The organism is Sulfitobacter sp. KMM 9851, assembly GCF_057178245.1.
In genome coordinates, this window is sequence record NZ_CM169991.1 from 130796 (window position 1) to 154790 (window position 23995).

General features: G+C 58.4%; 24 protein-coding genes. 17 read left to right on the plus strand and 7 right to left on the minus strand.

Annotated features, from left to right (window positions below):
* The first annotated feature begins 20 nt into the window (after nucleotides 1-20).
* From galU to AC1965_RS00695, 11 genes are all read left to right on the plus strand, one after another.
* Nucleotides 21-914, plus strand: coding sequence for a UTP--glucose-1-phosphate uridylyltransferase GalU (gene galU / locus AC1965_RS00645; RefSeq protein WP_483885383.1), 894 nt, complete (start codon nucleotides 21-23; stop codon nucleotides 912-914).
* Between the two features lie 21 nt (nucleotides 915-935).
* Nucleotides 936-1919, plus strand: a complete 984-nt coding sequence (gene galE / locus AC1965_RS00650; RefSeq protein WP_483885384.1) for a UDP-glucose 4-epimerase GalE — start codon at nucleotides 936-938, stop codon at nucleotides 1917-1919.
* The gene (locus tag AC1965_RS00655) at nucleotides 1912-3108 is read left to right on the plus strand and encodes a glycosyltransferase family 4 protein (RefSeq protein ID WP_483885385.1); all 1197 of its coding nucleotides are present in this window, start codon (nucleotides 1912-1914) and stop codon (nucleotides 3106-3108) included. The genes galE and AC1965_RS00655 overlap by 8 nt, the downstream gene beginning before the upstream one ends.
* Nucleotides 3109-3153: 45 nt before the next feature.
* Nucleotides 3154-4164 carry a glycosyltransferase family 2 protein gene (locus AC1965_RS00660; RefSeq protein ID WP_483885386.1) on the plus strand — a complete coding sequence of 337 codons (1011 nt, stop codon included), beginning with the start codon at nucleotides 3154-3156 and terminating at the stop codon, nucleotides 4162-4164.
* The gene (locus AC1965_RS00665; RefSeq protein WP_483885387.1) at nucleotides 4161-5858 is read left to right on the plus strand and encodes a DUF5927 domain-containing protein; all 1698 of its coding nucleotides are present in this window, start codon (nucleotides 4161-4163) and stop codon (nucleotides 5856-5858) included. Before AC1965_RS00660 ends, AC1965_RS00665 begins: the two co-directional genes overlap by 4 nt.
* Nucleotides 5859-7286, plus strand: coding sequence for a nodulation protein NodH (locus AC1965_RS00670; RefSeq protein WP_483885388.1), 1428 nt, complete (start codon nucleotides 5859-5861; stop codon nucleotides 7284-7286). It abuts the gene before it with no gap.
* A 108-nt stretch (nucleotides 7287-7394) separates the two neighbouring features.
* On the plus strand, nucleotides 7395-7820 hold the full coding sequence (locus tag AC1965_RS00675; RefSeq protein ID WP_483885389.1) for a hypothetical protein: 426 nt from the start codon (nucleotides 7395-7397) through the stop codon (nucleotides 7818-7820).
* Entirely contained in the window at nucleotides 7820-8467 is a 648-nt protein-coding gene (locus tag AC1965_RS00680; RefSeq protein ID WP_483887088.1) for a MotA/TolQ/ExbB proton channel family protein, read from the plus strand. The genes AC1965_RS00675 and AC1965_RS00680 overlap by 1 nt, the downstream gene beginning before the upstream one ends.
* 28 nt (nucleotides 8468-8495) lie before the next feature.
* The gene (locus AC1965_RS00685) at nucleotides 8496-8837 is read left to right on the plus strand and encodes a biopolymer transporter ExbD (protein WP_483885390.1); all 342 of its coding nucleotides are present in this window, start codon (nucleotides 8496-8498) and stop codon (nucleotides 8835-8837) included.
* A gap of 3 nt (nucleotides 8838-8840) precedes the next feature.
* Nucleotides 8841-9230, plus strand: a complete 390-nt coding sequence (locus tag AC1965_RS00690) for an ExbD/TolR family protein (RefSeq protein ID WP_483885391.1) — start codon at nucleotides 8841-8843, stop codon at nucleotides 9228-9230.
* Nucleotides 9227-10117 (plus strand): energy transducer TonB family protein, encoded by an 891-nt coding sequence (locus tag AC1965_RS00695; protein ID WP_483885392.1) that lies wholly within the window; start codon nucleotides 9227-9229, stop codon nucleotides 10115-10117. Before AC1965_RS00690 ends, AC1965_RS00695 begins: the two co-directional genes overlap by 4 nt.
* Before the next feature lie 23 nt (nucleotides 10118-10140).
* Here the strand turns inward: AC1965_RS00695 and AC1965_RS00700 are convergent, their stop codons facing one another.
* Nucleotides 10141-10689: a TetR/AcrR family transcriptional regulator gene (locus AC1965_RS00700; RefSeq protein ID WP_483885393.1), complete on the minus strand. Its 549-nt coding sequence runs from the start codon at nucleotides 10687-10689 to the stop codon at nucleotides 10141-10143.
* A gap of 173 nt (nucleotides 10690-10862) precedes the next feature.
* Between AC1965_RS00700 and AC1965_RS00705 the strand changes: the two genes are divergently transcribed.
* The 6 genes from AC1965_RS00705 (at nucleotide 10863) to AC1965_RS00730 (ending at nucleotide 16074) form a co-directional block, all read left to right on the plus strand.
* Entirely contained in the window at nucleotides 10863-11921 is a 1059-nt protein-coding gene (locus AC1965_RS00705; RefSeq protein ID WP_483885394.1) for an extracellular solute-binding protein, read from the plus strand.
* Nucleotides 11922-11981: 60 nt separating this feature from the next.
* Nucleotides 11982-12836 (plus strand): ABC transporter permease, encoded by an 855-nt coding sequence (locus tag AC1965_RS00710; protein WP_483885395.1) that lies wholly within the window; start codon nucleotides 11982-11984, stop codon nucleotides 12834-12836.
* A complete protein-coding gene (locus tag AC1965_RS00715; protein ID WP_483885396.1) occupies nucleotides 12836-13606 on the plus strand; it encodes an ABC transporter permease in 771 nt (256 codons plus the stop codon). Before AC1965_RS00710 ends, AC1965_RS00715 begins: the two co-directional genes overlap by 1 nt.
* Entirely contained in the window at nucleotides 13603-14589 is a 987-nt protein-coding gene (locus AC1965_RS00720) for an ABC transporter ATP-binding protein (protein WP_483885397.1), read from the plus strand. Before AC1965_RS00715 ends, AC1965_RS00720 begins: the two co-directional genes overlap by 4 nt.
* The gene (locus AC1965_RS00725) at nucleotides 14586-15314 is read left to right on the plus strand and encodes an MBL fold metallo-hydrolase (RefSeq protein WP_483885398.1); all 729 of its coding nucleotides are present in this window, start codon (nucleotides 14586-14588) and stop codon (nucleotides 15312-15314) included. The genes AC1965_RS00720 and AC1965_RS00725 overlap by 4 nt, the downstream gene beginning before the upstream one ends.
* Nucleotides 15315-15525: 211 nt before the next feature.
* A complete protein-coding gene (locus AC1965_RS00730) occupies nucleotides 15526-16074 on the plus strand; it encodes a YaeQ family protein (protein ID WP_483887089.1) in 549 nt (182 codons plus the stop codon).
* 53 nt (nucleotides 16075-16127) lie between these two features.
* On the opposite strand, the gene gyrB is transcribed toward AC1965_RS00730, so the two are convergent.
* From gyrB to rpsT, 6 genes are all read right to left on the minus strand, one after another.
* Nucleotides 16128-18542 carry a DNA topoisomerase (ATP-hydrolyzing) subunit B gene (gene gyrB / locus AC1965_RS00735; RefSeq protein ID WP_483885399.1) on the minus strand — a complete coding sequence of 805 codons (2415 nt, stop codon included), beginning with the start codon at nucleotides 18540-18542 and terminating at the stop codon, nucleotides 16128-16130.
* A gap of 79 nt (nucleotides 18543-18621) precedes the next feature.
* Nucleotides 18622-19242, minus strand: coding sequence for a LysE family translocator (locus AC1965_RS00740; protein WP_483885400.1), 621 nt, complete (start codon nucleotides 19240-19242; stop codon nucleotides 18622-18624).
* Nucleotides 19239-20336, minus strand: coding sequence for a DNA replication/repair protein RecF (gene recF, locus AC1965_RS00745; protein ID WP_483885401.1), 1098 nt, complete (start codon nucleotides 20334-20336; stop codon nucleotides 19239-19241). The genes AC1965_RS00740 and recF overlap by 4 nt, the downstream gene beginning before the upstream one ends.
* Before the next feature lie 60 nt (nucleotides 20337-20396).
* On the minus strand, nucleotides 20397-21515 hold the full coding sequence (dnaN, locus tag AC1965_RS00750) for a DNA polymerase III subunit beta (RefSeq protein WP_483885402.1): 1119 nt from the start codon (nucleotides 21513-21515) through the stop codon (nucleotides 20397-20399).
* Nucleotides 21516-21668: 153 nt separating this feature from the next.
* Entirely contained in the window at nucleotides 21669-23030 is a 1362-nt protein-coding gene (gene dnaA / locus AC1965_RS00755; RefSeq protein ID WP_483885403.1) for a chromosomal replication initiator protein DnaA, read from the minus strand.
* A 527-nt stretch (nucleotides 23031-23557) separates the two neighbouring features.
* Entirely contained in the window at nucleotides 23558-23821 is a 264-nt protein-coding gene (rpsT, locus tag AC1965_RS00760; protein ID WP_483885404.1) for a 30S ribosomal protein S20, read from the minus strand.
* Nucleotides 23822-23995: the final 174 nt, after the last annotated feature.

Genomic DNA, 23995 nt, shown 5'->3' on the forward strand with positions numbered 1-23995 from the left:
ATGAGTTTGTTAGGATTGAAATGCGTAAGAAAGTAACGAAAGCGATTTTTCCGGTGGCCGGCATGGGCACACGGTTCCTGCCAGCGACGAAATCGGTCCCCAAAGAGATTATGACCTTGGTTGACCGCCCGTTGATCCAATATGCGATCGACGAAGCGCGCGCGGCGGGGATCAAGGAATTCATCTTTGTCACCTCGCGGGGCAAAGGGGCGTTGGAGGACTATTTCGACCACGCGCCGCAGCTGGAACAGGAACTGCGCCGCAAGAAAAAGAAGGATCTGCTGAAGATCCTGAACAACACCAATATGGAAAGCGGCGCGATCGCCTATATTCGCCAGCATCGTGCGCTGGGCCTGGGCCATGCGGTGTGGTGCGCACGGCGACTGATTGCGAATGAACCTTTTGCCGTGATCCTGCCGGATGATGTGATCGCCGCCGAGAAACCCTGCTTGCAACAGATGGTTGAGGCCTATGCCGAAACCGGCGGCAATATGGTCGCCGCGATGGAAGTGGAGCCAGAGCGCGCGTCATCCTACGGGATGTTGGATGTATCCGACGACATGGGCCAGCTGGTTAAGGTCAAGGGCATGGTTGAAAAGCCAGATGCAGGCAAGGCGCCGTCCAACCTTGCGGTGATCGGGCGTTACATTTTGGCGCCAACGGTCTTGCAGAACCTCAATCAGCTCAAGACCGGGTCGGGTGGTGAGATACAGCTGACCGATGCGATTGCCAAAGAGATCGAGCATGACCGCGATGTTTACGGCTTCCGTTTCCGGGGGCAGCGGTTTGATTGTGGCTCTAAATCAGGATTTTTGCAGGCAACAGTGGCCTTTGGTCTGGCGCGCGAAGAGCTGCGCGATGATCTGCGCGCATATCTGCATTCCATTATGCAGGTGGACAAGGCGGCCCAGTAACGGCAGCGTGGGAAGAGCAGTATGAGCAATGTTTTGGTCACTGGGGGTGCGGGCTATATCGGGTCGCACGCCTGCAAAGCGCTGAAGGCTGCAGGTTTTACCCCCGTCACATATGACAATCTGATCACCGGATGGCGTGATGCAGTCAAATTCGGCCCGTTCGAGCAGGGTGATCTGCTGGACCGGGCGCGGCTGGACGCGGTTTTTGCCAAGTATCGGCCTGTTGCACTGATGCATTTTGCGGCACTGAGCCAAGTGGGCGAAAGCATGTCCGAGCCTGGCCTCTATTGGCGTAACAACGTCAGCGGGTCGCTAAATTTGATCGAGGCTGCGGTGGCGAGTGGCTGCGAAAATTTCGTGTTTTCGTCGACCTGCGCCACTTATGGCGATCAGGATAATGTCGTTCTAAATGAGGACAGCGCGCAGCATCCGATCAATGCTTACGGCGCGTCGAAACGCGCAATCGAAGATATCCTGCGCGATTTCGAGGTCGCGCACGGGCTTAAGCACGTGATATTCCGATATTTCAACGTGGCCGGGGCAGACCCCGACGGCGAAGTGGGCGAGTTTCACCAGCCGGAAACCCACCTAATTCCGCTGATGTTAGATGCGATTGATGGCAAGCGGGATGGGTTGACCGTGTTTGGCGATGATTACGATACCCCCGACGGCACCTGCATCCGCGACTATGTGCATGTCTGCGATCTGGTCGATGCCCATGTCCTGGGGATCAAGTGGTTACAGGATGCCAAGGGCAGTCGTGTGTTCAACCTAGGCACCGGTACCGGATTTTCAGTGCGCGAGGTGATCGAGCACAGCCGCGCCGTGACGAACAAGGCCGTGCCGCACCGTATCGGTGGGCGCCGTGCGGGCGACTGCACCAAGTTGGTGTCGGGGTCCACCCGCGCAGAGACTGAATTAGGGTGGAAACCCCAGCGTTCGACCCTAAAGCAGATGATTACAGATGCCTGGAGATGGCATCAGAGCGGCCACTACGATGGCTGATCCCCCTGCGCGTCTGTTGGATATGACGCGCAGTTTGCGCCGGGCCGCGCGGATGGCAACGGGTGTTGACCGGGTTGAGCGTGCCTATCTGGACCATTTACTGCAGCAGGACGCCCCCATTTTTGGGCTTGCACGGACCGCTTTGGGGTATGTGCTTCTGGACCGCGACGGTATGCGCGCGTTTCTCGACCGGCTGGATGGGCGGGCGCCTTGGGGGCCAAGTGACGTGCTGTCACGGTTGCCAAGGCGCCGAAATGCGACCCTAACAAGGGCCGAAAGCGATCTACGCCGGTTTGCCATTGCGCGCTGTTTGCCTTTTGGTTTGCTACGGGTATTGCGCCGTCACCTGCCGCAGGGGTTTAGCTATCTGAATGTCGGGCATAGCAATCTGACTGACCGCGTCTTGGGCGCAGTGAAACGTGCCGGCGGACGGGTCACCGTGCTGGTGCATGATGTGATTCCGCTGGAACATCCAGAATTTCAACGCACGGGTACGGTTGTGCCGTTCAAGGGTAAAATCGACCGTATCAGCGCTATGGCTGATCTGGTTATCTATAATTCGCATGATACCAAGATGCGCAGCGAAGCGCAGATGCCGGGCAGGGTGCCGACCGCAGTGGTGGCACATCTAGGCGTCACGCCGCCGCAGCCTGATACGGGCCAATTGCCTCCGGGGCTGCCCCCCGCCGCGCCTTATTTCGTGACGGTCGGCACTATTGAGCCGCGCAAGAACCATAGTTTTCTATTGGACGTCTGGCATGGCCTTGGGCCGCAGGCACCCCCATTGTTGATTTGCGGCAGCCGCGGCTGGAACAATGAGACGGTTTTTGACCAGCTGGACAGGTTGCCGCCGGGTGGCCCCGTACGCGAGGTGCCGGGACTATCCGACCCAGCGCTGGCCGCGCTGGTTCAGGGGGCGGCGGGACTGGTTTTTCCAAGCCATTCAGAGGGCTTTGGCCTGCCCCCCGTCGAGGCGCTCACCCTGGGAACGCGTGTTTTGTGCAACGATCTGCAGGTATTGAAAGAGATTTTAGGGAATAAAGCCGTTTACGCCTCGGTCTCGGACACGTATTTGTGGATAAAGACAATCGAAAGTTGGGCAAAAAACCCGCCGGATGCGCGCGATGCACGGAAATTTGTGGCCCCCACCTGGGCGGATCACTTCAATACCGTGTTAAGGTTAACGTGATAGCGCATCAAAAGAGCGGTTTGGTTCCGAAGGTGAAGGGCGGTTTTGGGTGTAATTCAGTCATATCGGCTGAGGCTTCAGCGCAAGCGTTGGCGGATTCGCGCGTTTCGTAAACGCCGCGAGCTAAAGCGCATTGCCATTCGTACAGGTCAGATCAAGCCTGACGATCTGCTGCTGTTCTGCACACAGCGCAACGAACGTATCCGCTTGCCCTATTTCCTGGACTACTACCGCGAGATGGGCGTGGGGCATTTCTTTTTCGTGGATAACGACAGTGACGACGGGTCACTGGACTATTTGGCGGATCAGCCCGATGTGTCTGTATGGAGCACGAAGCACAGCTATAAACGATCCCGCTTTGGCGTGGATTGGCTGAACTGGTTGCAGATGAAGCATGCCCATGGCCATTGGACGCTGACCGTCGATCCCGATGAATTCCTCGTCTACCCCTTTTGCGACACGCGGCCCCTGCGCGCGCTGACCGACTGGTTGGATGCGTCGTCGATCAAATCGTTCTCTGCAATGTTGTTGGATATGTACCCTAAGGGGCGGCTGGATGAGCAGCCCTATCAAGCGGGGCAAAACCCGATTGAAATTGCGTCGTGGTTTGACAGCGGAAATTACACGATCGCGCGCAATCACAAGTTTACGAACCTGTGGATACAGGGCGGACCGCGCGCGCGCGTCTTCTTTCCAGATACCCCTGAAAAGGCACCGGCGCTGAACAAGGTGCCGCTGGTCAAATGGGACAAACGCTATGCTTACGTCAGTTCGACCCATATGCTGCTGCCGCGCGGGTTGAATCAGGTCTATGATGAATGGGGCGGCGAAAAAGCCTCCGGTGTGCTGTTGCACGCCAAGTTCCTCGACACCTTCAGCGCCAAGGCGGCGGAGGAGCTGGAGCGCAGCCAGCACTATGCCGCATCGGTGGAATACAAGGCTTATGCCGAACGGCTGAAAGATGATCCGCAGCTTTGGTGCAAATGGTCCGAACGCTACATCAACTGGCGACAACTAGAGATTCTCGGCCTTATGTCCAAGGGGAACTGGGCGTGAGCGTTGGCATCGTCATGTTGGTGCACACGGCTCTCGGTCGGGCCGAACAGGTGGCGCGGCATTGGGCGGCGGCGGGTTGTCCGGTGGTGATCCATATCGACAAATCCGTGCCACGCCGCACGCATGATGCCTTTGTGTCTACGCTGGGCGATTTGCCCGATGTGCGGTTCAGCCCGCGCTATCGTTGCGAATGGGGCACTTGGGGCATTGTCGCCGCATCGCAAGGCGCGTCAGAGATGATGTTAGCCAATTTTCCGCAGGTGCGGCACGTCTATCTGGCATCGGGGTCCTGCTTGCCGCTGCGCCCGGTGCAGGAATTGATTGACTACCTCGAACAGCGGCCGCGCACCGACTTTATCGAAAGCGCAACCACCTCTGACGTGCCCTGGACGGTGGGCGGGCTGGACGAAGAGCGGTTCACCATGCGGTTTCCATTTTCATGGAAGAAGAACCGATTTCTATTCGACCGGGCGGTGGATTGGCAGCGTCGGCTAAACCTCAAGCGGAAGATGCCAAATGGAATCGTGCCGCATATGGGGTCGCAGTGGTGGTGCCTGACGCGCCGTACCCTGTCGGCCATTCTACAAGACCCCGAGCGGTCCACCTATGACCGCTATTTCCGCCAAGTCTGGATCCCGGACGAGAGCTATTTTCAGACGTTGGCGCGCCAGTATTCGACCAGCATCGAAAGCCGGTCTCTGACGCTGTCAAAGTTCGATTTCCAGGGCAAGCCTCACATTTTTTACGACGATCACTTGCAGTTGCTGCGCCGATCCGACTGCTTTGTCGCGCGCAAGATCTGGCCCTACGCCGATCGCCTGTACGAGGCGTTTCTGACCGATATCGCGGGCGCGATGAAAAAGACCGAACCGAACCCCGGTAAGATCGACCGCATTTTCGCTAAAGCGGTCGAGCGGCGGACGCGCGGCCGGTCGGGCCTGTATATGCAAAGCCGTTTTCCAAACGAGGATTGGGAAAATGGCGTGACGGCGGCCCCCTATTCGATGTTTCAGGGGTTTACCGAATTGTTCGAGAATTTTGAACCATGGCTGGCCAAGGCCACTGGTGCGCGGGTGCATGGGCATCTGTTTGCACCGGACCGGGTGCATTATTCGGATGGACAATCGGCCATCAATGGCGCGCTGTCCGATAACGCCATCCTGCGCGATTACAACAACAAGGGTTTCCTGACGAATCTGATCTGGAATACACGGGGCGAGCGGCAGTGTTTTCAGTTTGGTCCGCTCGACAATCAAGACGTGATTTGGCGGATCGCAAAAGACCCGAACGCGCAGGTATCTGTGATTACGGGCGCATGGGCGGTGCCACTGTTTCGCTCGAACCTCGATTTTGCTGAAATCCGGGGATTGGCAGCACGTCTGCAACGGGTGGAGAGCGACCATATGGATGTGCTGCGCTCCCCCTTTACCAAGGCGCGGGTGCGCATCTGGTCAATGGCCGAATTTATCGAGGCCCCGATGGAGCCGTTGCAGGGTATTCTAGACGAAATCGGTCGAACCAAGCTGCGCCGCCTGTCAGAGGCGCCCAAGATGGTGGACCTCAGCGGGTTTGGCCAGTTTCTCCAGAATCTCAAGAACCAGGGTATGCACCCCTATTTGATGGGGGATTTTCCGGTTGAACGGGGTGTCGCCGCCAGTCCGAAACCCCCGCGCAAGCCATATTTGGTGCAATAGATGACAGACAGGTTCGACAGTTTTGTGGTCTTTGCTGAAATGCGCACAGGCTCAAATTTTCTCGAGGCGAACCTGAATGCCTTTGAGGGGATCACCTGCCACGGAGAGGCATTTAACCCATTCTTTATGGGCTACCCCAAAAGTGATCCAATTCTGGGGGTCGATCAGGCGGCCCGCGATGCCGATCCGATGGTGTTGCTACAGGCGATCCGGGGTCAGCACGGCATACTGGGCGGGTTTCGATATTTTCACGACCACGATCCGCGGATTTTTGACACGATCATTGCCGACGAACGCTGCGCAAAAATAGTGCTGACGCGAAACCCGGTCGAAAGCTATGTCAGCTGGAAGATCGCGCAGGCAACGGGCCAGTGGAAGCTAACGGATGTTAAGGCGCAAAAGGTCGCGCAGGCGGTGTTCGACGAGGCGGAATTTGGTGCGCATCTGGATGCCTTGCAGGCGTTTCAGATCACGTTGCTGAACCGGCTTCAGATATCTGGGCAGGCGGCCTATTACGTGGCTTACGAAGACCTGCAAAGTCTTGAGGTCATGAACGGGCTGGCGCGTTATCTGGGGGTGGTTGAACAGCTTGAGGGGCTGGACAAGAACCTAAAGAAGCAGAATCCCAGTCCGATTTCAGCCAAGGTCAGCAATTATGATGACATGCTTCAGGCGCTGTCGCGGCTGGACCGTTTCGATCTGACGCGCACCCCGAATTTCGAACCGCGGCGCGGGCCTGTAGTGCCGTCGTATATCGCCGCAGCGAAAAGCGGGTTGCTGTACCTGCCGATCAAATCCGGGCCGGAAAGTCAGGTTATGGATTGGCTGGCGGCGCTTGACGGCGTTGCGCGGTCAGACTTGCACAGCAAGATGTCGCAAAAGGATTTGCGCCAATGGAAGCGCAAACATACCGGGCACCGTAGTTTTACGGTGGTGCGCCATCCCGTGCTGCGCGCGCATGATGCATTTTGCCGACGTATTCTGCCGACGGGTAAGGGCAGTTACCTGCAACTGCGCAACACCTTGGTCAGGCGGTACAAGTTGCCCCTGCCCGCAGACGGCCCCGGTGCGGACTATGACGCGACCGCACATCGCGCGGCCTTTTTGGCGTTCCTGAAGTTCCTGAAGGGTAATCTGGCCGGACAGACCGCGATCCGGGTTGATGCCGCATGGTGTAGCCAGGGGCAGGCCATCGCCGGATTCGGTGATTTCTGTCTTCCGGATCGTATCATCCGAGAAGAGGATTTGACCAAGGAGCTTGGCGATTTAGCCGCGACTGTCGGTCAACGCGCTGTGCCTCCGTTGGGCGGTGCGCAGGGGCATGAGCCCTTTGATCTTGGTCAGATTTACGATGATGAAATCGAGAAATGCGCATCCGACGCATACCAGCGTGACTACATGATGTTTGGATTCGGGCGCTGGCGCTAGTCTTCAGAAATTTGTTGAGTCTTTTTATAGGGTATGGTTTCTAGCCGCACGGCAGCCAGTGATTCCCTCTCACAGCCACCCTGATTTCCATCAAATAGGTGTTGTGCCGTGACCAAATACTTGCTGATTGCTGTTCTGCTATCAGGTTTTGCTGCCCTTCCGCTGCGCGCCGATGACACGGGTGATGGCAAGCTTGGCATCGAGCTGAATACCGCGGACACACAGGACACCAGTTGCACGCTGACCTTTTTGGTCGACAACGGCCTCCCGCATGATCTGGATAAACTTGTGCTCGAAGCTGTGCTTTTCACCCGTGATGGGCAGGTAGAACGCCTGACCCTGTTTGATTTCGGAGAGCTTCCAGCCGGGCGATCACGGGTGCGCCAGTTCGTTCTGCATGACGCGCCCTGTGCCAGTCTTGGCCGAATATTGTTTAACAGTGCCAGCACCTGCGAGGGGGCGGGGCTGCCGATGGATAGCTGTATGAAAAACATCGCACCATCATCGCGCATTGGTATCGAGGTGCTGGGATGATGAACGGTCTGCAAGCGTGGTTTGAGCCGCTACGTGAGATTGCCGAGGTCGGTGGCCCGGTTGTGATTGTGCTGCTGGGCGTTGGGGTGCTGACGCTGGCGGTGGTACTTTATAAGCTGTGGCAGTTTGCCGTGGCAGGCGTGGGTCGGCACGCCGCGTTGCGGCAGGCCGTGGCGGCATGGGATCGCGGCGACAGGGACACGGCGCGGGTATTTCTTGGACAATCCAAAAGCTATCTAGCGCCGTTGATCGACATGGCTTTTGCCCGGGATGGTGCTGCGACCGATCGGCTGCAAGCCGATGCAGAGCAACGGTTTTCCCAGTTGGAGCGTGGCCTCAGGCTGCTGGATTCCGTGGCGCAGCTGGCTCCTCTGCTGGGTCTGTTCGGCACCGTTTTGGGGATGATTGACGCGTTTCAGTCGTTGCAGTCGGCTGGCGCACAGGTTGATCCGTCGGTCCTGGCCGGGGGGATCTGGGTGGCGTTGCTGACCACGGCGGTCGGGCTTGTCGTGGCGATGCCGACGGCGCTGGCGCTCAGTTGGTTCGAGGGGCGGATGGAGGCCGAGCGTGTCATCGCTGATGCGGCAATTCTGACCGTCCTCGCGCCGACGGGCAGCGGTGCCGAGGTGGCCCGGACCCATGGCTAAGGCGCGCAGCAGGCGGCGGCGATTGTCGTTGACGTCGTTAATCGACGTCATATTCCTGCTGCTGCTGTTCTTTATGCTGACGTCCACTTTTACCCGTTTTTCCGAGGTCGAACTGGCGGCGGGTGCCGGCGGCGCAGGGGAAAGTGCGCTGCGGCCTGTCTTTATGCAGCTTGCGCCGGATGAGTTGCGCGTGAACGGCGAAATCGTTGCGCTGGATGAAATCGGTCAGGCGCAACTGCTGCGCGCGGCGGAGCGCGGGACGCCGCTGTTGGTAAGCCTGCTACCGGACGTTGATGCCCAGCGGTTGACCGACCTGCTGGTTGCCTTGCGCGCGCTTCCCGATCTGCGCGTGACGGTCCTGGAGGGGTAGATCATGCGGCGAATGGCCCCGGCTAAATCACAGCGTGAACCAACTATCGCGTTGATAAACATAGTCTTTTTGATGTTGATCTTCTTCATGGTGGCGGGCAGTTTGGCGCGACCGATTGATCAGTCACTGACACTGGTCAACACCCGTGATCTGGACGGGCGCGCGCCGATGGATGCACTGGTAATTCACGCCGACGGCACACTGTCCTATCGCGGCGATCGTTTGGAAGACGCGGCTGCCTTTGTAGATGCCTTGCCGGTAGAAGACCGCGAGGTTTTGCGGATTATGCCGGACCGCACGCTGCCCGCCGAACGTCTCGTGGCGCTGACCAGTGATCTACGCCGTGCGGGGGCGTCGCGGATACTGCTGGTAACGGAACGGGGGATGCAATGATAGTACGTTCCACATGGGCCAAGGCGGCGGCACTCGTGGTGGCGGCGTCGATGGTGATTGGTGGCTCCAATTTCGTTGTGGCCCCGGCGCGGGTTGAAGTAGAGGGCGGCGGACAGGCCGCACCTGCACGTATCGGATCACGGTTCGAGGATATGGTCGCGGGAACATTGACAGCCGATAAGGGCGAGGTGATGTCGGCAGCCACGCCGCCCGAACCGCCCGCTATAAAAGCACAGTCGGCGCAGTCAGGGGCGCAGCCCCCCCCGACATCCGCCGTCGCCGCTACGCCAACCGCGCGGCACGCTGCGTCGGCCCCGACAGAGGTGGTGATTGCAGCACCGGAGTCACCCGTTGTGACAGCAGCGATTGCGGCGTCGGCACGCGCTGTGGTGACCACACATGTCCCTAGCACCACCGCGCCACGGTTGTCACAGCGGCCCGAACCGCGCGATCCACAGCGTATGGCGCAGGCTGCACGTGTGAAAAAACCTGTCAAAAAGGCCACGACACCGAAAAAGCGCGGTACCGCCAAGCGGGACAACGCCAAGGGTGCTGCGACTGGACAGGTCAAAGCGAAGGCAGCGCAGCAGGGCAACAGCGGCTCTCAGGCGGTGCAAAGCGGAACGGCGGCCAAAAGCAACTATCCCGGTCAGGTGATGCGCCAAATCGCGCGGGTGCCAAAGCCAAACGTCAGCAGCCGAGGCGAAGCTGTTGTCACCTTTGCAGTATCGGCCAGCGGCGGCCTGTCGCAGGTCGCCGTCGCGCGCAGTTCGGGGTCTGCGGCGCTGGATCGGGCGGCCCTTGCTGTGATCCGCAAGGCCGCCCCCTTTCCAGCACCCCCAGCCGGGGCGCAGCGACAATTTTTGATCAAGATCAAGGGCCGCTAGCGCGCCGAGATTGAAACGTGACGCTAGCGCGAAATCAGATCAAAGATCGGGGCGCTTTGTCGGTTTACCACGGCGCGAATGTCTTCTGCGGTGCGGGTTTCACTGCGGATAAAGTCGATGAAATTCATGTTCACATTATTGAACAGCAGCTCGCCGATCGGTTCAAAAGGAACGTCCTCGCGGATGTGTTGCGTCTTTTGCATCACTTGGACAAAGCGGCAGCATTGCTTGGATAGTCGATTGTCCATTTCGGTATAGCGTTGGGAAAATTCGGAGCCCGGGTCGAGCATGGATTGAGAGACTGCGATGCGCCAAAGCGAGCGCGGCGTCTTGGTGAAAGAGGTGGTAAAGTAGGTCACGACCAGTGCATCGAAACCGGCGGCAGCGCTGTCGTGGCCACGATCAATGCAGCGATCGGCCTCGGCCAACACGATTTCGGTTTCCGCAGAGACACTGGAAAGCAAAATGTCGGCCTTGGACCGGAAGTAGTTATAGAAGGTCGCCGCAGACAGATCGGCGCGTGCGGCAACGTCTTCGATGCGGGTGTTTTCATAGCCTTCCTGCTGAAACATACGCGACGCCTCTTGGATAATGCGCTGCGCAGTCGCTGCTTTTTTTCGCTCTCTCAGTCCCATGGTCCGCCTGCATTTTTATAGTGTCTCAAAGTTTAGATTGACACAAAGTTTAACGTATATCTATGTTTAAGTTAATGCCGAGAAACGGAACTAAATAACAGGGGACGAACATGCAATTGGTGAAATACTCTGGAATGGGTGGGGTCACGGCTTTGATGCTTTCGACCTCCATGGCGCAGGCAGCGGACGAGCTGAACGCTTTGGTCTGGTGCGATCACACGGACCCAGCACTGCTAGAGCCATTTGAGAAGGCCCATGGCGTTCGCGTCAACGTCAAGGAATATGAGGGTACCGCTGCCGGTCTCGCCATTCTTAGCCAGTCCCGGCCAGGTGATTGGGATGTGATGGTGATTGATACTGTTGACGTTGGCCGTGCGGTCGATGAGGGGCTGTTGTCCCCATTGCCTGCCGATGCGCTGTCGACGTCGACCTATTTCCCCGAAGTTGTCATGGCCGACAATAATGCGCGTGATGGGGTGACCTATGCCGTGACGGAGAAGTTTGGCTATAACACCATTGCGTTCAATTCCGCCAAGGTCGACGCCGCTGACATGCAGGATATGAGCAGTCTGTGGTCGGGAAAGTATGATGGCCGCATTGCCGTTTACGACTATTACCTGCCGGTGCTTGGTCTGATCGGGCTGGAACAGGGCGTGGCAACCGCTGACCTGGACAGTGCGGCCGTTGAAGGGTTGCGCGATCGCGCCTATGCGCTCAAGGCGGCGGCCCTGCAGGTCAGCGATGTGGTTGCGAGCCAAACCGCACTAGCCACGGGCGAAGTCGATATTCTGATCGGCGGTGGCGAATGGGTGACTGCCGTGCTCAGCGCGGAAAACCCCGAGCTTGACTGGTCGGTGCCCAGTCAGGGCGCGCTGCGGTGGTCGCAGTCGATCGCCGTACTCGACGGGTCCGAAAACAAGGATCTGGCCGTGGAATTCATCAAGTATATCAGCAGCCCGGAGGGTCAGGCGCGGCTTGCCACATCATCCTGTTATTGGGGGATGCCCGCGAACAAAGCAGCGGGTGATGTGTTGACTGATGATCAGAAAGGCGCGCTGCGCTGGGATGAACAGGCTGACTACCTGGCCCGGACACAGCTGTACCCCGTGCCAGACGCCGATCTGGATCTTGCCATGCAGGATCTGTGGACGGACATGCTGCAACAATAATGCAAATGCGGGACGGGCGTTTGCGCCCGTCCCGCCGTGCCGCCAACGACGGAGCAGATAATGACCATGGAGCGACAGGAACGGCGGCGCAGCTTTGGCTTTGTCGTGCCGGCGTTGATCTGGACCTGCGCGTTTTTTGTCGTGCCTTTTGTGGTGATGCTGGTGCTCAGCCTGGCGCATCTGGAAGGGCGCGAAATCATCCAGAGTTTCGATCTGGGAAACTACGTCAAGATTTTCACCGAACCCTCGCTGTTCAAGGGGATCGTCGTTTCGATCGAGATCACGCTGACCGTCACAGTGATATCCGTGTTGCTGGCATGGCCGCTGGCATGGATCATCGCAACGCAGGTGCCGGAACGCTATCAGCGGTTGGCGATCATGCTGGCAGTTCTGCCGTTCTGGACGTCTTATGTCGTGCGGTCATATGCCTGGGCGCTGGTGCTGGGGCAGAATGGCGTGGTCATGCAATCGCTGATCGGTATTGGTATACTGGATGAGCCGATACAGATTATGGCGACACGCGCTGCCACGGTCATCGGCTTTGTGCATTTCTTTGTGATGCTGCTGACGCTCACCATCTATTCCAATCTGGTACAGCTTTCGCCCAACTATGCACGCGCCGCTGCCGATTTGGGCGCGAACGGCTGGAACACGTTTCGGCTGGTGATCCTGCCGCTGACGCTGCCCGGCATTATGACGGGTGCGTTTCTGACCTTTGTACTGTGCATCGGCGATTACATTACGCCGCAGATATTGGGCGGAAATAACGAATTGAGCATGCCGCAACTGATCATGCTGCAACTGGGACGGCGCGGCGATTTTCCGATGGCATCAGCACTTTCGGTTGTCCTGATGGTCATCGTGACGTTGGCCTATGCGGCATCGTCGCGCTGGCTCAAGATGGAGCGTGTCTAATGCGGACGCTGGGCTGGCTCTATATGGCCGCGATTTTCATCTTCATCTTTCTGCCGGTCATCGTTCTGGTGCTGTTTTCTTTCCAGGACAGCCGCCTGCCGGTGCCGCCTTTCGACGGGCCGACGTTGAAATGGTATGTGCAGGTCCTTTCGGATCGCGGCATGATGGCGGCGCTGCGCAATTCCTTGGCGGTGGCAATGATTTCGGCCGCCATCGCGCTTTTGCTGGGATTCTTTGCGGCGCAGGGGTTGGCGCGGGTCCGGTTGCCGGGTTCGGTGCTGATGCGTGGGCTCTTGATCGCGCCGATGACGGTCAGCTATCTGATTATCGCGCTGGGCCTGCTGACGGTGTTCAACACCCTTGGGTTCCGCCCCTCGCTCTGGACCACGGGGATCGGCCATGTGGTCATCAACCTGCCGCTGTGCTTTGCAATCTTGTTCGCCGCGATGGGCGATCATCAGAAAAACGCCGAACGTGCAGCGCGCGATCTTGGCGCCTCTGACATGCAGGTGCTGTTCTTGGTGACCGCGCCGATGCTGAAGCCGGCGCTGTTGGCCGCGTTTTTCCTTTCTGTCACCTTCAGTTGGGATGAGTTCATCATCGCCTTCCTGCTGACCCGCTTTGACGTCACCCTGCCGGTTGAAATCTGGTCGATGCTGCGTTCGGGCCTGTCGCCTGCAACCAATGCGATTGGGTCGTTGGTGTTCCTTGTGTCGATCGCGATCCTGATCCTGCTGGAACTGACCGTATTCAGAAAGTCGAAAACATGACCGCCAATGTCTCATTGCACGCAGTGTCCCATCACTTTGGGGCGTTTCAGGCGCTGGACGATATCAACCTGGAATTTGCTGCCGGCGAATTCGTGGTGCTGTTGGGGCCGTCGGGCTGCGGCAAGTCTACCTTGCTGTTCATCCTTGGAGGGTTTCTGACGCCGACCCGCGGTGAGGTGTTGATCGGCGGCAAGGATATGTCGCGTGTGGCGGCCAAGGATCGCCCGACCACAACGATGTTTCAGGACTATGCGTTGTTCCCGCATATGACATTGCGTGACAACGTCGCCTTTGGCTTGCGGATGCGCGGGCAGGGCAAGGCACAGCGAAACGCGAAGGCGGATGAGATGTTGGATCTGGTCGGGCTTGTCGACAAGGCGGGCCGCAAACCTCACGAACTGTCCGGCGGTCAACGGCAACGCGTCGCCCTGGCGCGTGCCTTGGCTGTCGAGCCGGAGGTACTGCTGCTCGACGAACCGCTGGGCGCGCTTGACCTGAAACTGCGGCGACAGATGCAGGAAGAGCTGAAGGCCATTCAGCGCAAGGTCGGCACGACCTTTGTTCACGTGACCCACGATCAGGAGGAGGCGATGGCGATTGCCGACCGGATCGCGGTGATGAACCACGGCAAGGTCGAACACGCGGGATCACCAGAGGAGGTCTATTTGCGGCCCAAGACGCTGTTTTCCGCCAACTTCATGGGCGATCTTAACATGATACCCGACAACGTTATGGGCCGCGCGGCAGGGGCAAACATGGTCTATGCGGCACGGCCCGAAAATGTTGGGCCATCGGGGGAGATCAGCCTGGGCGATGCGACGCTTGAAGAGGTATCGTTCTTTGGCACATATCACCGCTGCCATTTTCGCGCGGGCGATGGCACGGTCTATCTGGCGCACCTACCGGTTGGTGGACTGCCTGAAAAGGGGCAGATGGTGCCGCTGTTTGCCGCTAACCCGATGACGCTGAGCGCAGGCGCATGAAACATGCCCGGCCAGAAGATTGGTATCGTATCCGCAAGCTGTCTGATGGCGTCACATGGATAGATGAGCCGCATATCAAGGAATTTTACCGCTGCAACATTTGGCATGTGCGCGGGCGCGACAAGGATATGCTGGTGGACAGCGGTATGGGGGTCTTGTCGTTGCGCGAATGGGTGCCCTTGGTCACCGAACGGCCGCTGGACGCAGTGGCAAGCCATACGCATTTTGATCACGTCGGCACGCACCATGAATTTGACTGCCGCCTGTGCCACGCTGCCGAAGCTGACATCCTCGCTGCCCCCACGCGTGAAAATACATGGGCGGCGGATTATGTCACCGACGATATATTCACCGCACTGCCGCCTGCGCCCTATCAGTCCAGCACATACACCGTCAAAGCGGCGCCGGCGACGCGGATACTTCACGACGGCAGTATGATCGACCTGGGCGACCGAGCGTTCGAGGTGATCCACACGCCCGGTCACAGTCCGGGTGGCATCGCGCTGTGGGAGGCTGCGACCGGCATGCTGATCTCGGGGGATATCCTGTATGATGGCCCGCTGATCGAAAGCGATGATGAGGCGGAGATGGCGCAATATGTCGAGAGCATGAAACGTCTGCTGACCTTGCCCGTCCGCGTGGCACACGGCGGCCATTTCAAATCATTTTCCGGCGAGAGGCATCGTGAACTGATCACCGCCTGGCTTCGGGAAAAAGACGTCTAGCTGGAATATTCCCGACTTTGATCCGGCGCACCGACACAGCTTCATCTGCTCTTCGCTCAATAATATGGATTGCTCACGTACCCGGGCCGAGTTGTGAAGCTTGAAAAAAGAGGGCATGGCAACATCAATTCCGCCCCCGATTGGCCTATTGGCTTTCACAATGACACCAGAGGCATTAGGCATCAGCATCTTGGCAGCTAAGGGGCATGTTGTGGCGCAAAAATCCACCATCTATAAAGTTGAACTTTCCGTCTCTGATATGGACCGTCATTATTACGAGACCCATAAGTTGACCGTCGCCAAACACCCCTCCGAGACGGATGAACGTTTGATGGTGCGCCTTCTCGCTTTTGCCCTCAATGCCAATGAGCAGTTGGAGATGACCAAGGGGCTTTCAACGGATGACGAGCCAGACATCTGGCAAAAAAGCCTGAGCGGCGAGCTTGAACTTTGGGTCGCCTTGGGTCTGCCCAGCGAGAAGGTCATGCGCCAGTCTTGCGGCAAAGCGGAGAAAGTGATCGTTTATCCCTACGGCGGCAAGACGGCCGAAGTGTGGTGGGATAAAATTAAAAACAGCACGACCCGCTTTGACAACCTTCAGGTGACAGCTTTTTCGGAAAACGACACGGCGGAGCTGGCAAAACTGGCAAGTCGCGCGATGAAGCTGCAGGTCAATATCCAAGATGGCGAGGTGATGGTCAGCGTTGATGATAAGATCGTTTATGTTGCGCCGAACGAATGGAACCGCACTGGTCGTTGATAATCTGCCGTCCGAAGTAATCCGGCAAATTCGACCAGCGCGTTAAGACCCAATCAAAAGTCCAAGTTTGCAACATTCAGCGCGTTTTGCTGGATGAACTCGCGGCGTGGTTCAACCACATCGCCCATCAGTTTGGTGAACAGATCATCCGCCTCGGCCATGTCTTCAACGCGGACCTGCAATAGCGTGCGGGCATCCGGGTCAAGAGTGGTTTCCCACAACTGATCTGGGTTCATTTCGCCCAAGCCCTTGTAGCGTTGCAGGGAAAGGCCCTTTTCGCCCTCGGTCAAGATTGCCTCCAGCAGGTCAACGGGGCCGTGAATCAACTGGTTGCGGTCCTTGCGTACCAATGTCGCAGGCAGGTCGTAGACCTCTTGCAGGTGTTGGGTAAAGCTGCCTGAGCGCTTTGCCTCGCCAGAGCGCAGCATGCGGCCATCGAGGGTGCGCACCTCTTCGACACCGCGCAGGATGCGGGCCAGACGAATGCCGTGGTCTTGGGTGATGCGCCCCTGCCAGCCGCGCTCGTATTCCAACGCAATAAGGTTCAGTCGCATCGCAACCTTGTCGGCCACGCCCTGCAAATCGGAATCTACGGCGCCGGGTACAAAGGCCCCGGCGATGGCGGCCTGTTCAAGGATGTGACGGGGGTAATGGGTTGGGAAGGCTTCGAGCACGCGGCGCATCTGGCGGGCCATGTCGACCACGCGGGTCAAATCCTGGCCACTGATCTCTTCGCCATTGCCTTGGCGCAGCATCGCGCCTTCGACGCCTTGCTGGATCAGGTACTCTTCCATCGCGGCCTGATCCTTGAGGTAAACCTCGGACTTGCCGCGTGACACTTTGTACAACGGCGGCTGCGCGATATAGAGGTGGCCGTTTTCGATCAGCTGCGGCATCTGACGGTAGAAAAAGGTCAGCAAGAGGGTGCGGATGTGCGCCCCATCGACGTCCGCATCCGTCATGATGACGATCTTGTGGTAGCGCAGTTTGTCGATGTTGAATTCGTCGCGACCGATCCCGGTGCCAAGTGCCATCACAAGGTTGCCGATTTCCTGACTGCCCAGCATCCGGTCAAAGCGGGCGCGCTCTACGTTCAGGATCTTACCCTTTAGCGGCAATATCGCCTGAGTCTGTCGGTCGCGGCCGGTTTGGGCAGAGCCGCCGGCGCTGTCACCCTCGACGAGGAAGACTTCGGTTTTGGACGGGTCTTTTTCAGAGCAATCCTTGAGCTTACCTGCGAGGAAGTTCACGTCCATCGCTGACTTGCGCCGGGTCAGTTCACGCGCCTTGCGTGCCGCTTCGCGGGCTTGGGCCGCTTCGACGATCTTGCCCACGATGATGCGCGCTTCGGTGGGATTTTCTTCAAACCACTCGGATAGTTTTTCGTTTACCAGGCCTTCGACGGCTGGACGCACTTCAGAAGAGACCAGCTTGTCTTTGGTCTGGGACGAGAACTTTGGATCGGGCACTTTGACAGACAGGACACAGGTCAGGCCCTCGCGCGCGTCGTCACCGGTAAAGTTGATCTTTTCGCGTTTTGCGATGCCGCTGGTCTGGGCGTAGTTGTTGATTGTCCGGGTCAGCGCCCCCCGGAAACCGGCCATATGCGTGCCGCCATCGCGCTGCGGGATGTTGTTGGTAAAGGGCAGCACGTTTTCGTGGTAGCTGTCGTTCCACCACATCGCGACTTCAACGCCGATGTCGTCTTTTTCACCAGTAATAAAGATCGGTTCGGGCATCACGGATGATTTGTGCCGGTCGAGGTATTTCACAAACTCTTTCACGCCGCCTTCGTAGAACAGTTCGGTCTTGAGCGGTTCGACAGGGCGTTCGTCGGTCAGGATGATGCGCACGCCGGAGTTCAGGAAGGCCAGTTCGCGCAGGCGCTTTTCCAGTATCTCAAAGCTGTATTCGAGGTTCGAGAATGTATTGGTGGAGGCCATGAAGCGGACTTCGGTCCCGGTACGGTCGGTCGGGCCGACAACGCTGAGATGTTCCTTGGTGAACCCGCCCTCGAAACGCGCGACATGTTCTTTGCCTTCGCGCCAGATGCGCAGCTCAAGCCAGTCAGACAGGGCGTTCACCACGGACACACCCACGCCGTGCAGACCGCCGGACACCTTGTAGGAGTTGCTGTCGAACTTACCGCCCGCGTGCAACTGGGTCATGATGACTTCGGCGGCAGAGACGCCTTCTTCTTCGTGAATGCCAACCGGGATTCCGCGGCCGTTGTCGCTGACGGAAACCGAAGAATCCTCGTGAATGGTGACGTTCACGGCATCGGCATGACCGGCTAGGGCTTCGTCAATGCCGTTGTCCACGACTTCATAGACCATATGGTGCAGGCCAGAGCCGTCATCGGTGTCGCCGATGTACATGCCGGGGCGCTTGCGAACAGCCTCCAAGCCTTTGAGAACCTTGATGGAATCAGCGCCGTATTCCTGTGGTGCCTGCTCATTCTCGGACATGCGGATATAACCCTTTTCTTTTGCCCGATTTATAGTGTTTCCGGGGGGGGATGTCACGCGAATGACACAAGATTTTGTGTCAGGTAAGCGGGATCACGAGGCCTACGAAGATCAGCAACCCACCAGAGACATAATTGATCCGGCGCAGCGTGCGGGGTGCTGTCAGGAAACCGCGCACATGCCCTACCAAAAGCGCCAGTGCGAGGTTGCCCATCAACGGTATGGCGACGGAAACCGCGAGTATCGCCCAGACGTCGGGCGCGGTGACGGCGCGCAGATCGAAAAAGCCCGGTAAAACACCGATATAGAACAGCACCGCCTTGGGATTGCCGAGGATCGCGATGATACCGGCCAGAAACCCTGACACCATGCCGGGGCGCGTCAGGCGGCTGTCGGCGCTGATTTTTGCACCCGCTTGTCGGATCAGCGCCACCCCCATAAGGATGAAAACCCCGCAGGCGATCCAGCGCATCACCGCCATGAATGTATCAAAGACCGACAATATCCACGTGATCCCCAGCACTGCCACAAGCGGCCAGAGGATATCGCCGAGCGCGACACCCAGTGCCAGCGGCCAAGCAGAGCGGAAACCACCTGACAGCGCACGCGCCATCATCGCCAGCCAAACCGGACCGGGCGTGAGGAACAAGATCACCAGCGCCCCGCAGTAAAGCAGCAGATCAGGGATTGATATCGTCATCTGATGGCACCCACGGCGGATAGGCCTTCGTTTTCGGTAACTTCAGTATATTGCGCCCGATCCCCAAGATCGTCGAAGAGTTCGGGCCCGGTGCCTGTCATCCACGCCTGCGCACCCAGCGCGGTAATTTCGTCATATAACGCGGCACGGCGGGAGGCATCCAAATGGGCGGCGACCTCGTCCAGCAGCAGCAGTGGCGGTGCACCGAAATCTGCCGCGATGGCGCGTGCATTGGCAAGGATCAACGACACCAGCAGCGCTTTTTGTTCCCCGGTGGAGCAATCCCGTGCGGCAACGCCTTTGGCGGCGTAGGTGCCCGCCAGATCGGCGCGGTGCGGCCCGATCAGCGTGCGCCCGGCGGCCAGATCGCGCATGCGGTTATCCGACAGCGCGCGGCGCAGCGCTTCGGCGGTTGTGGGCATGTCGCATATCAGGTCCAACGTGGCGATCGGAAAGGCGGTTTGCGCCTGCGCCTGTGCAGCATCCAGTGCCGCCAGCGCCTGCACGCGGTTGGCATGTATCTGCGCCCCGGTTTCTGCCATGCGCATTTCCAGCGCGGTGTACCAGGACGGCTCACGTACCATGTCTTTGAGCAGCCGGTTGCGTTCGCGCATCGCCTTGTCATAGCTGAGTGATAATTCGGCGTGGTCGGGCAGCATGCTGAGCGTGACACGATCCAGAAATCGCCGCCGCCCCTCGGCGCCCTCAATCCAAAGCCTGTCCATTGCGGGGATCAGCCACAGTACCCTGGCGATCCGACCCAATGCGGTCTGCGCGGCGGCTTTGCCATCTATGCGGGTCTGGCGTGCGCTGCCGTTTTCAGACCAGACCTCGATCTCGTGCACCGAATTGGGTGCATGTAGCAGCGCCGTCAGCTTCCAACCCAAAGCTTCTGGCCTGCGGGTCATATCTTCGGCGCTGGCGCGGCGCAGGCCGCGGCCAGGGGACAGCAGGGAAATGGCTTCGATGATATTGGTCTTGCCGGCGCCATTGGGGCCATAAAGTGCGACAGGGCGCGCATCCACGTCGATCACCGCACGCTTGTGCGAGCGGTAATGTGACAGGGTAAGTTGAGATAGATGCAGATGCGGCATGTCAGACTCCGTTTTCTTTTAAAGAAAACGGGCCGGAATTTTCAAAAAATTCCGGTTCCGTCACACACGCATCGGCATAACGACGTACACCGCCGAGGTGTCATTGCCTTCGCGCATCAACGTCGGATCACCAGAGGAATTGAAGAGAAACACAGCATTTTCGCGGTCCACCTGGCTGGCAATTTCCAGCAGGTATTTCGCGTTAAAGCCGATTTCCAACCGCTCGTCCGAATAGGCCACGGCAAGCTCTTCCTCTGCCGCGCCGCTGTCAGGGGCGTTCACGGACAGGATCAGACGGTCTTCGTCCAGTTGCAGTTTCACGGCGCGCGAACGCTCGGAGCTGACGGTGGCAACCCGGTCCACCGCGCGGGCAAAATCCGCGGCGTCGACTTCCATCTTGCGCGTGTTCCCTTGTGGGATCACCCGGGTGTAGTCGGGGAAGGTGCCGTCGATCACCTTGGAGGTCAGGGTGATTTCCGGTGTGGCAAAGCGGATCTTGGTTTCCGACACGGACACGGCAATTTTCATATCATCGTCGTCCAGCAGTTTGCGCAACTCGCCTACGGTCTTGCGCGGCACGATCACGCCGGGCATCTCGCCTGCGCCCTCGGGCATCTCGGCGTCGATGCGGGCCAGGCGGTGGCCATCGGTGGCGACACAGCGCAACACCTTGCCACCTTCGGCGTCAGAGATGTGCATGTAGACGCCATTAAGGTAATAGCGCGTTTCCTCGGTCGAGATGGCGAATTTGGATTTGTCGAACAGGCGCCGCAGGACGGGCGCAGGCGCGGAGAAGTTGGACGCGTATTCGGACGACGCCATAACGGGGAAATCTTCGCGGGGCAGTGTTGCGAGGCTGAAGTTGGAACGCCCCGCCTCGACCGTCAGGCGACCGGCGGCTGCGTCTGCGGTCAGGTTGATCAGCGCGCCGTCGGGCAGCTTGCGCACGATTTCGTGCAGCATCGTGGCCGACACGGTTGTGGCGCCGGCCCGTTCGACCTGGGCCGCAACCTTGTCCACCACTTCGATGTCCAGATCGGTGGCGCGGAAGGACACGTCGCTGCCTTCGGCTTCGATCAACACGTTCGCGAGGATCGGAATAGTGTTGCGCCGCTCAACGACTGACTGTGCTTGTGACACAGCCTTGAGCAATGCCGCGCGTTCGATGCTGAATTTCATGTGCCTTCTCCCCTACGGATTGCCGGGAGAGGCAAACTACCCGGTTCCCATGCTTTAACAAGACTTTTGTTGATTTGTTGGTGTGAATGCAAGGGGGGCGCACCCTGCGCCCCCGATCATCCGTCGAACCGTGTCCTTGGCATCACCCTGCGCTTAGGATTCCAGCGCGCGACGCAGCAATTCGAGGTCTTCGGCGATCTGATCATCGGAATGCTTGAGCTCTTCGATGCGGCGCACACCGTGCATGACGGTGGTGTGATCGCGCCCGCCAAAGCGGCGACCGATTTCCGGCAGCGACCGGCTGGTCATCTGTTTACACAGGTACATTGCAACCTGACGCGGGCGCGCATAGCTGCGAAGACGTTTTGGGCCGATCATGTCGCTCAGGCGGATGTTGTAGTGATCGGACACTTTGCGCTGAATCTCCTCGACCGACACCTTGCGTTCAGAGGCGCGCAGCACATCGGCAAGACAATCCTGGGTCAATACCATGTCGATCTCGCGCCCGACCAGCGAGGCAAAGGCAAACAGGCGGGTCAATGCCCCTTCCAGCACACGCACGTTGGTGGTGATGCGGTGGGCGAGAAATTCAAGGACGCCATCAGCTACTTCCAAACCCGGATAGGTCTTGCGCTGAACTTCGACTTTGCTTTGCAGGATGCCCAGACGCAGTTCGTAATCGGTAGGGTGCAAATCGACAACCAGGCCACATTGCAGGCGCGATTTTACGCGGTCCTCAAGGTCCTTGATCTCGCCTGGTGCGCGGTCGGCGGAAATGATGATTTGCTTGTGCTGATCGACCAGCGCGTTGAAGGTGTGAAAGAATTCCTCCTGTGTTGAATCCTTGCCTGCAATGAATTGCACATCATCGACCATCAGCACATCGACCGAGCGGAAAATTTCTTTGAAATCCATCATCTTGCGGTCGCGCAGCGCCTGAACGAAACGGTACATGAATTGCTCTGCCGAGAGGTAAAGTACATTCATTTCGGGTTTGCGTTGCTGCAACTCCAGCGCAATCGCATGCATCAGGTGGGTTTTGCCGAGCCCAACGCCACCATAAAGGAACAGGGGGTTGAACGTGACCGGCCCGCCTTCGGCGACGCGGCGTGCGGCGGCATGGGCCAACTCGTTCGGCTTGCCCACGACGAAATTGTCAAAGCTGAACCGCGGGTCCAGCGGGGCGGTGTTCAGCACGTTGTTCCCGGCAGGTTTCACCGCAGCAGTGGTGTGGCGCGCGGCGGGGGCGGGACGCTCGGCCGTGTTGGCCGGCTGCTTGCCAAGTGCGAAATTCAAGCGTTCAGCCGCGGTGCCGCTGGCTTTGATCTCGTGCAGGATCAGGTCCGAGAAATTCTGGCTGACATAGTTACCGAAGAAATTGGTGGGCACCTGTAAAGTAACGATGCCATCTGCCACGTCGCCCGGCACAAGAGGCTCGATCCAAGTTGTGTAGTTGTTCTGTCCGACAGTCTTCAAAAGACGCTGCTTGATCTCGCCCCATTGGTCGTGTGTCATAGTGCCCTAGTCCCGCTTTATTCTTGCGCCCGGACCGTGAGCATAACCCCGATCCATAAATATCTTCTCGTACGGCAACAGGTCATCCACCCGGTCCCACCTGGATGACCGACCTGCGTCCTTTGGACTTTTCAGAATGGCCTGCCCTTTAGTTTCGTCTGCCGGAACATGGCGATACGAAAGTAAAGAACGAAACCGTCCACGTATAAAACGACAGGGCAAATGTGCTGGCAGCAGCATCCGCAATGCGCCCGATGGTCCATCAAAAAATGACCGCCCGACCCCTCCCTGAATGACCAGCCGGAACCATGCGATTCTAGCCTGTATTCAGGGCCTGTCCCCCCATGCGATGTGAATCGCTGGTCTTTGGTAGCAAGGAGAACGGGTGCGCTTCAACATAACTTCAAACTTGACTCGTAGATTGTTGGAAAAGAATCTCTGAGCTCGATTTCAATGCCGCAGGCGCACAAAAAAGGCGCCGCAATGCGGCGCCTTTTCTTAACAACTAATTAGGTGAGTCGGACGGATCAGGACAGCGCTTTGACCCGCGATGCCAGACGCGACATTTTCCGCGATGCGGTATTTTTGTGGAAAACACCCTTAGTAACGCCGCGCATCAATTCAGGCTGTGCGGCCTGCAGGGCGGTTGCCGCCACTTCCTTGTCGCCGGATGCAATTGCTTCTTCTACCTTGCGCAGGTAGGTGCGGATCCGCGAGCGACGTGCCTTATTTACCGCAAAACGCTTTTCGTTCTGACGGGCGCGTTTTTTGGATTGTGGTGTATTTGCCATGAGTCTCAGCCTTTGGGGTCAATTCGTTACGTTTCATAGCGTGACGCCAACCCTACCGGAAATTCCGGGCCCGAATATCGGGCAGGTGATTCTAGCCAAAGCGGGCTGCACGCGCATGTATTGGGGCCGCTATAGTCCAGCGGGCCTGCCATTGCAAGTCGGGCGGGGATTCGG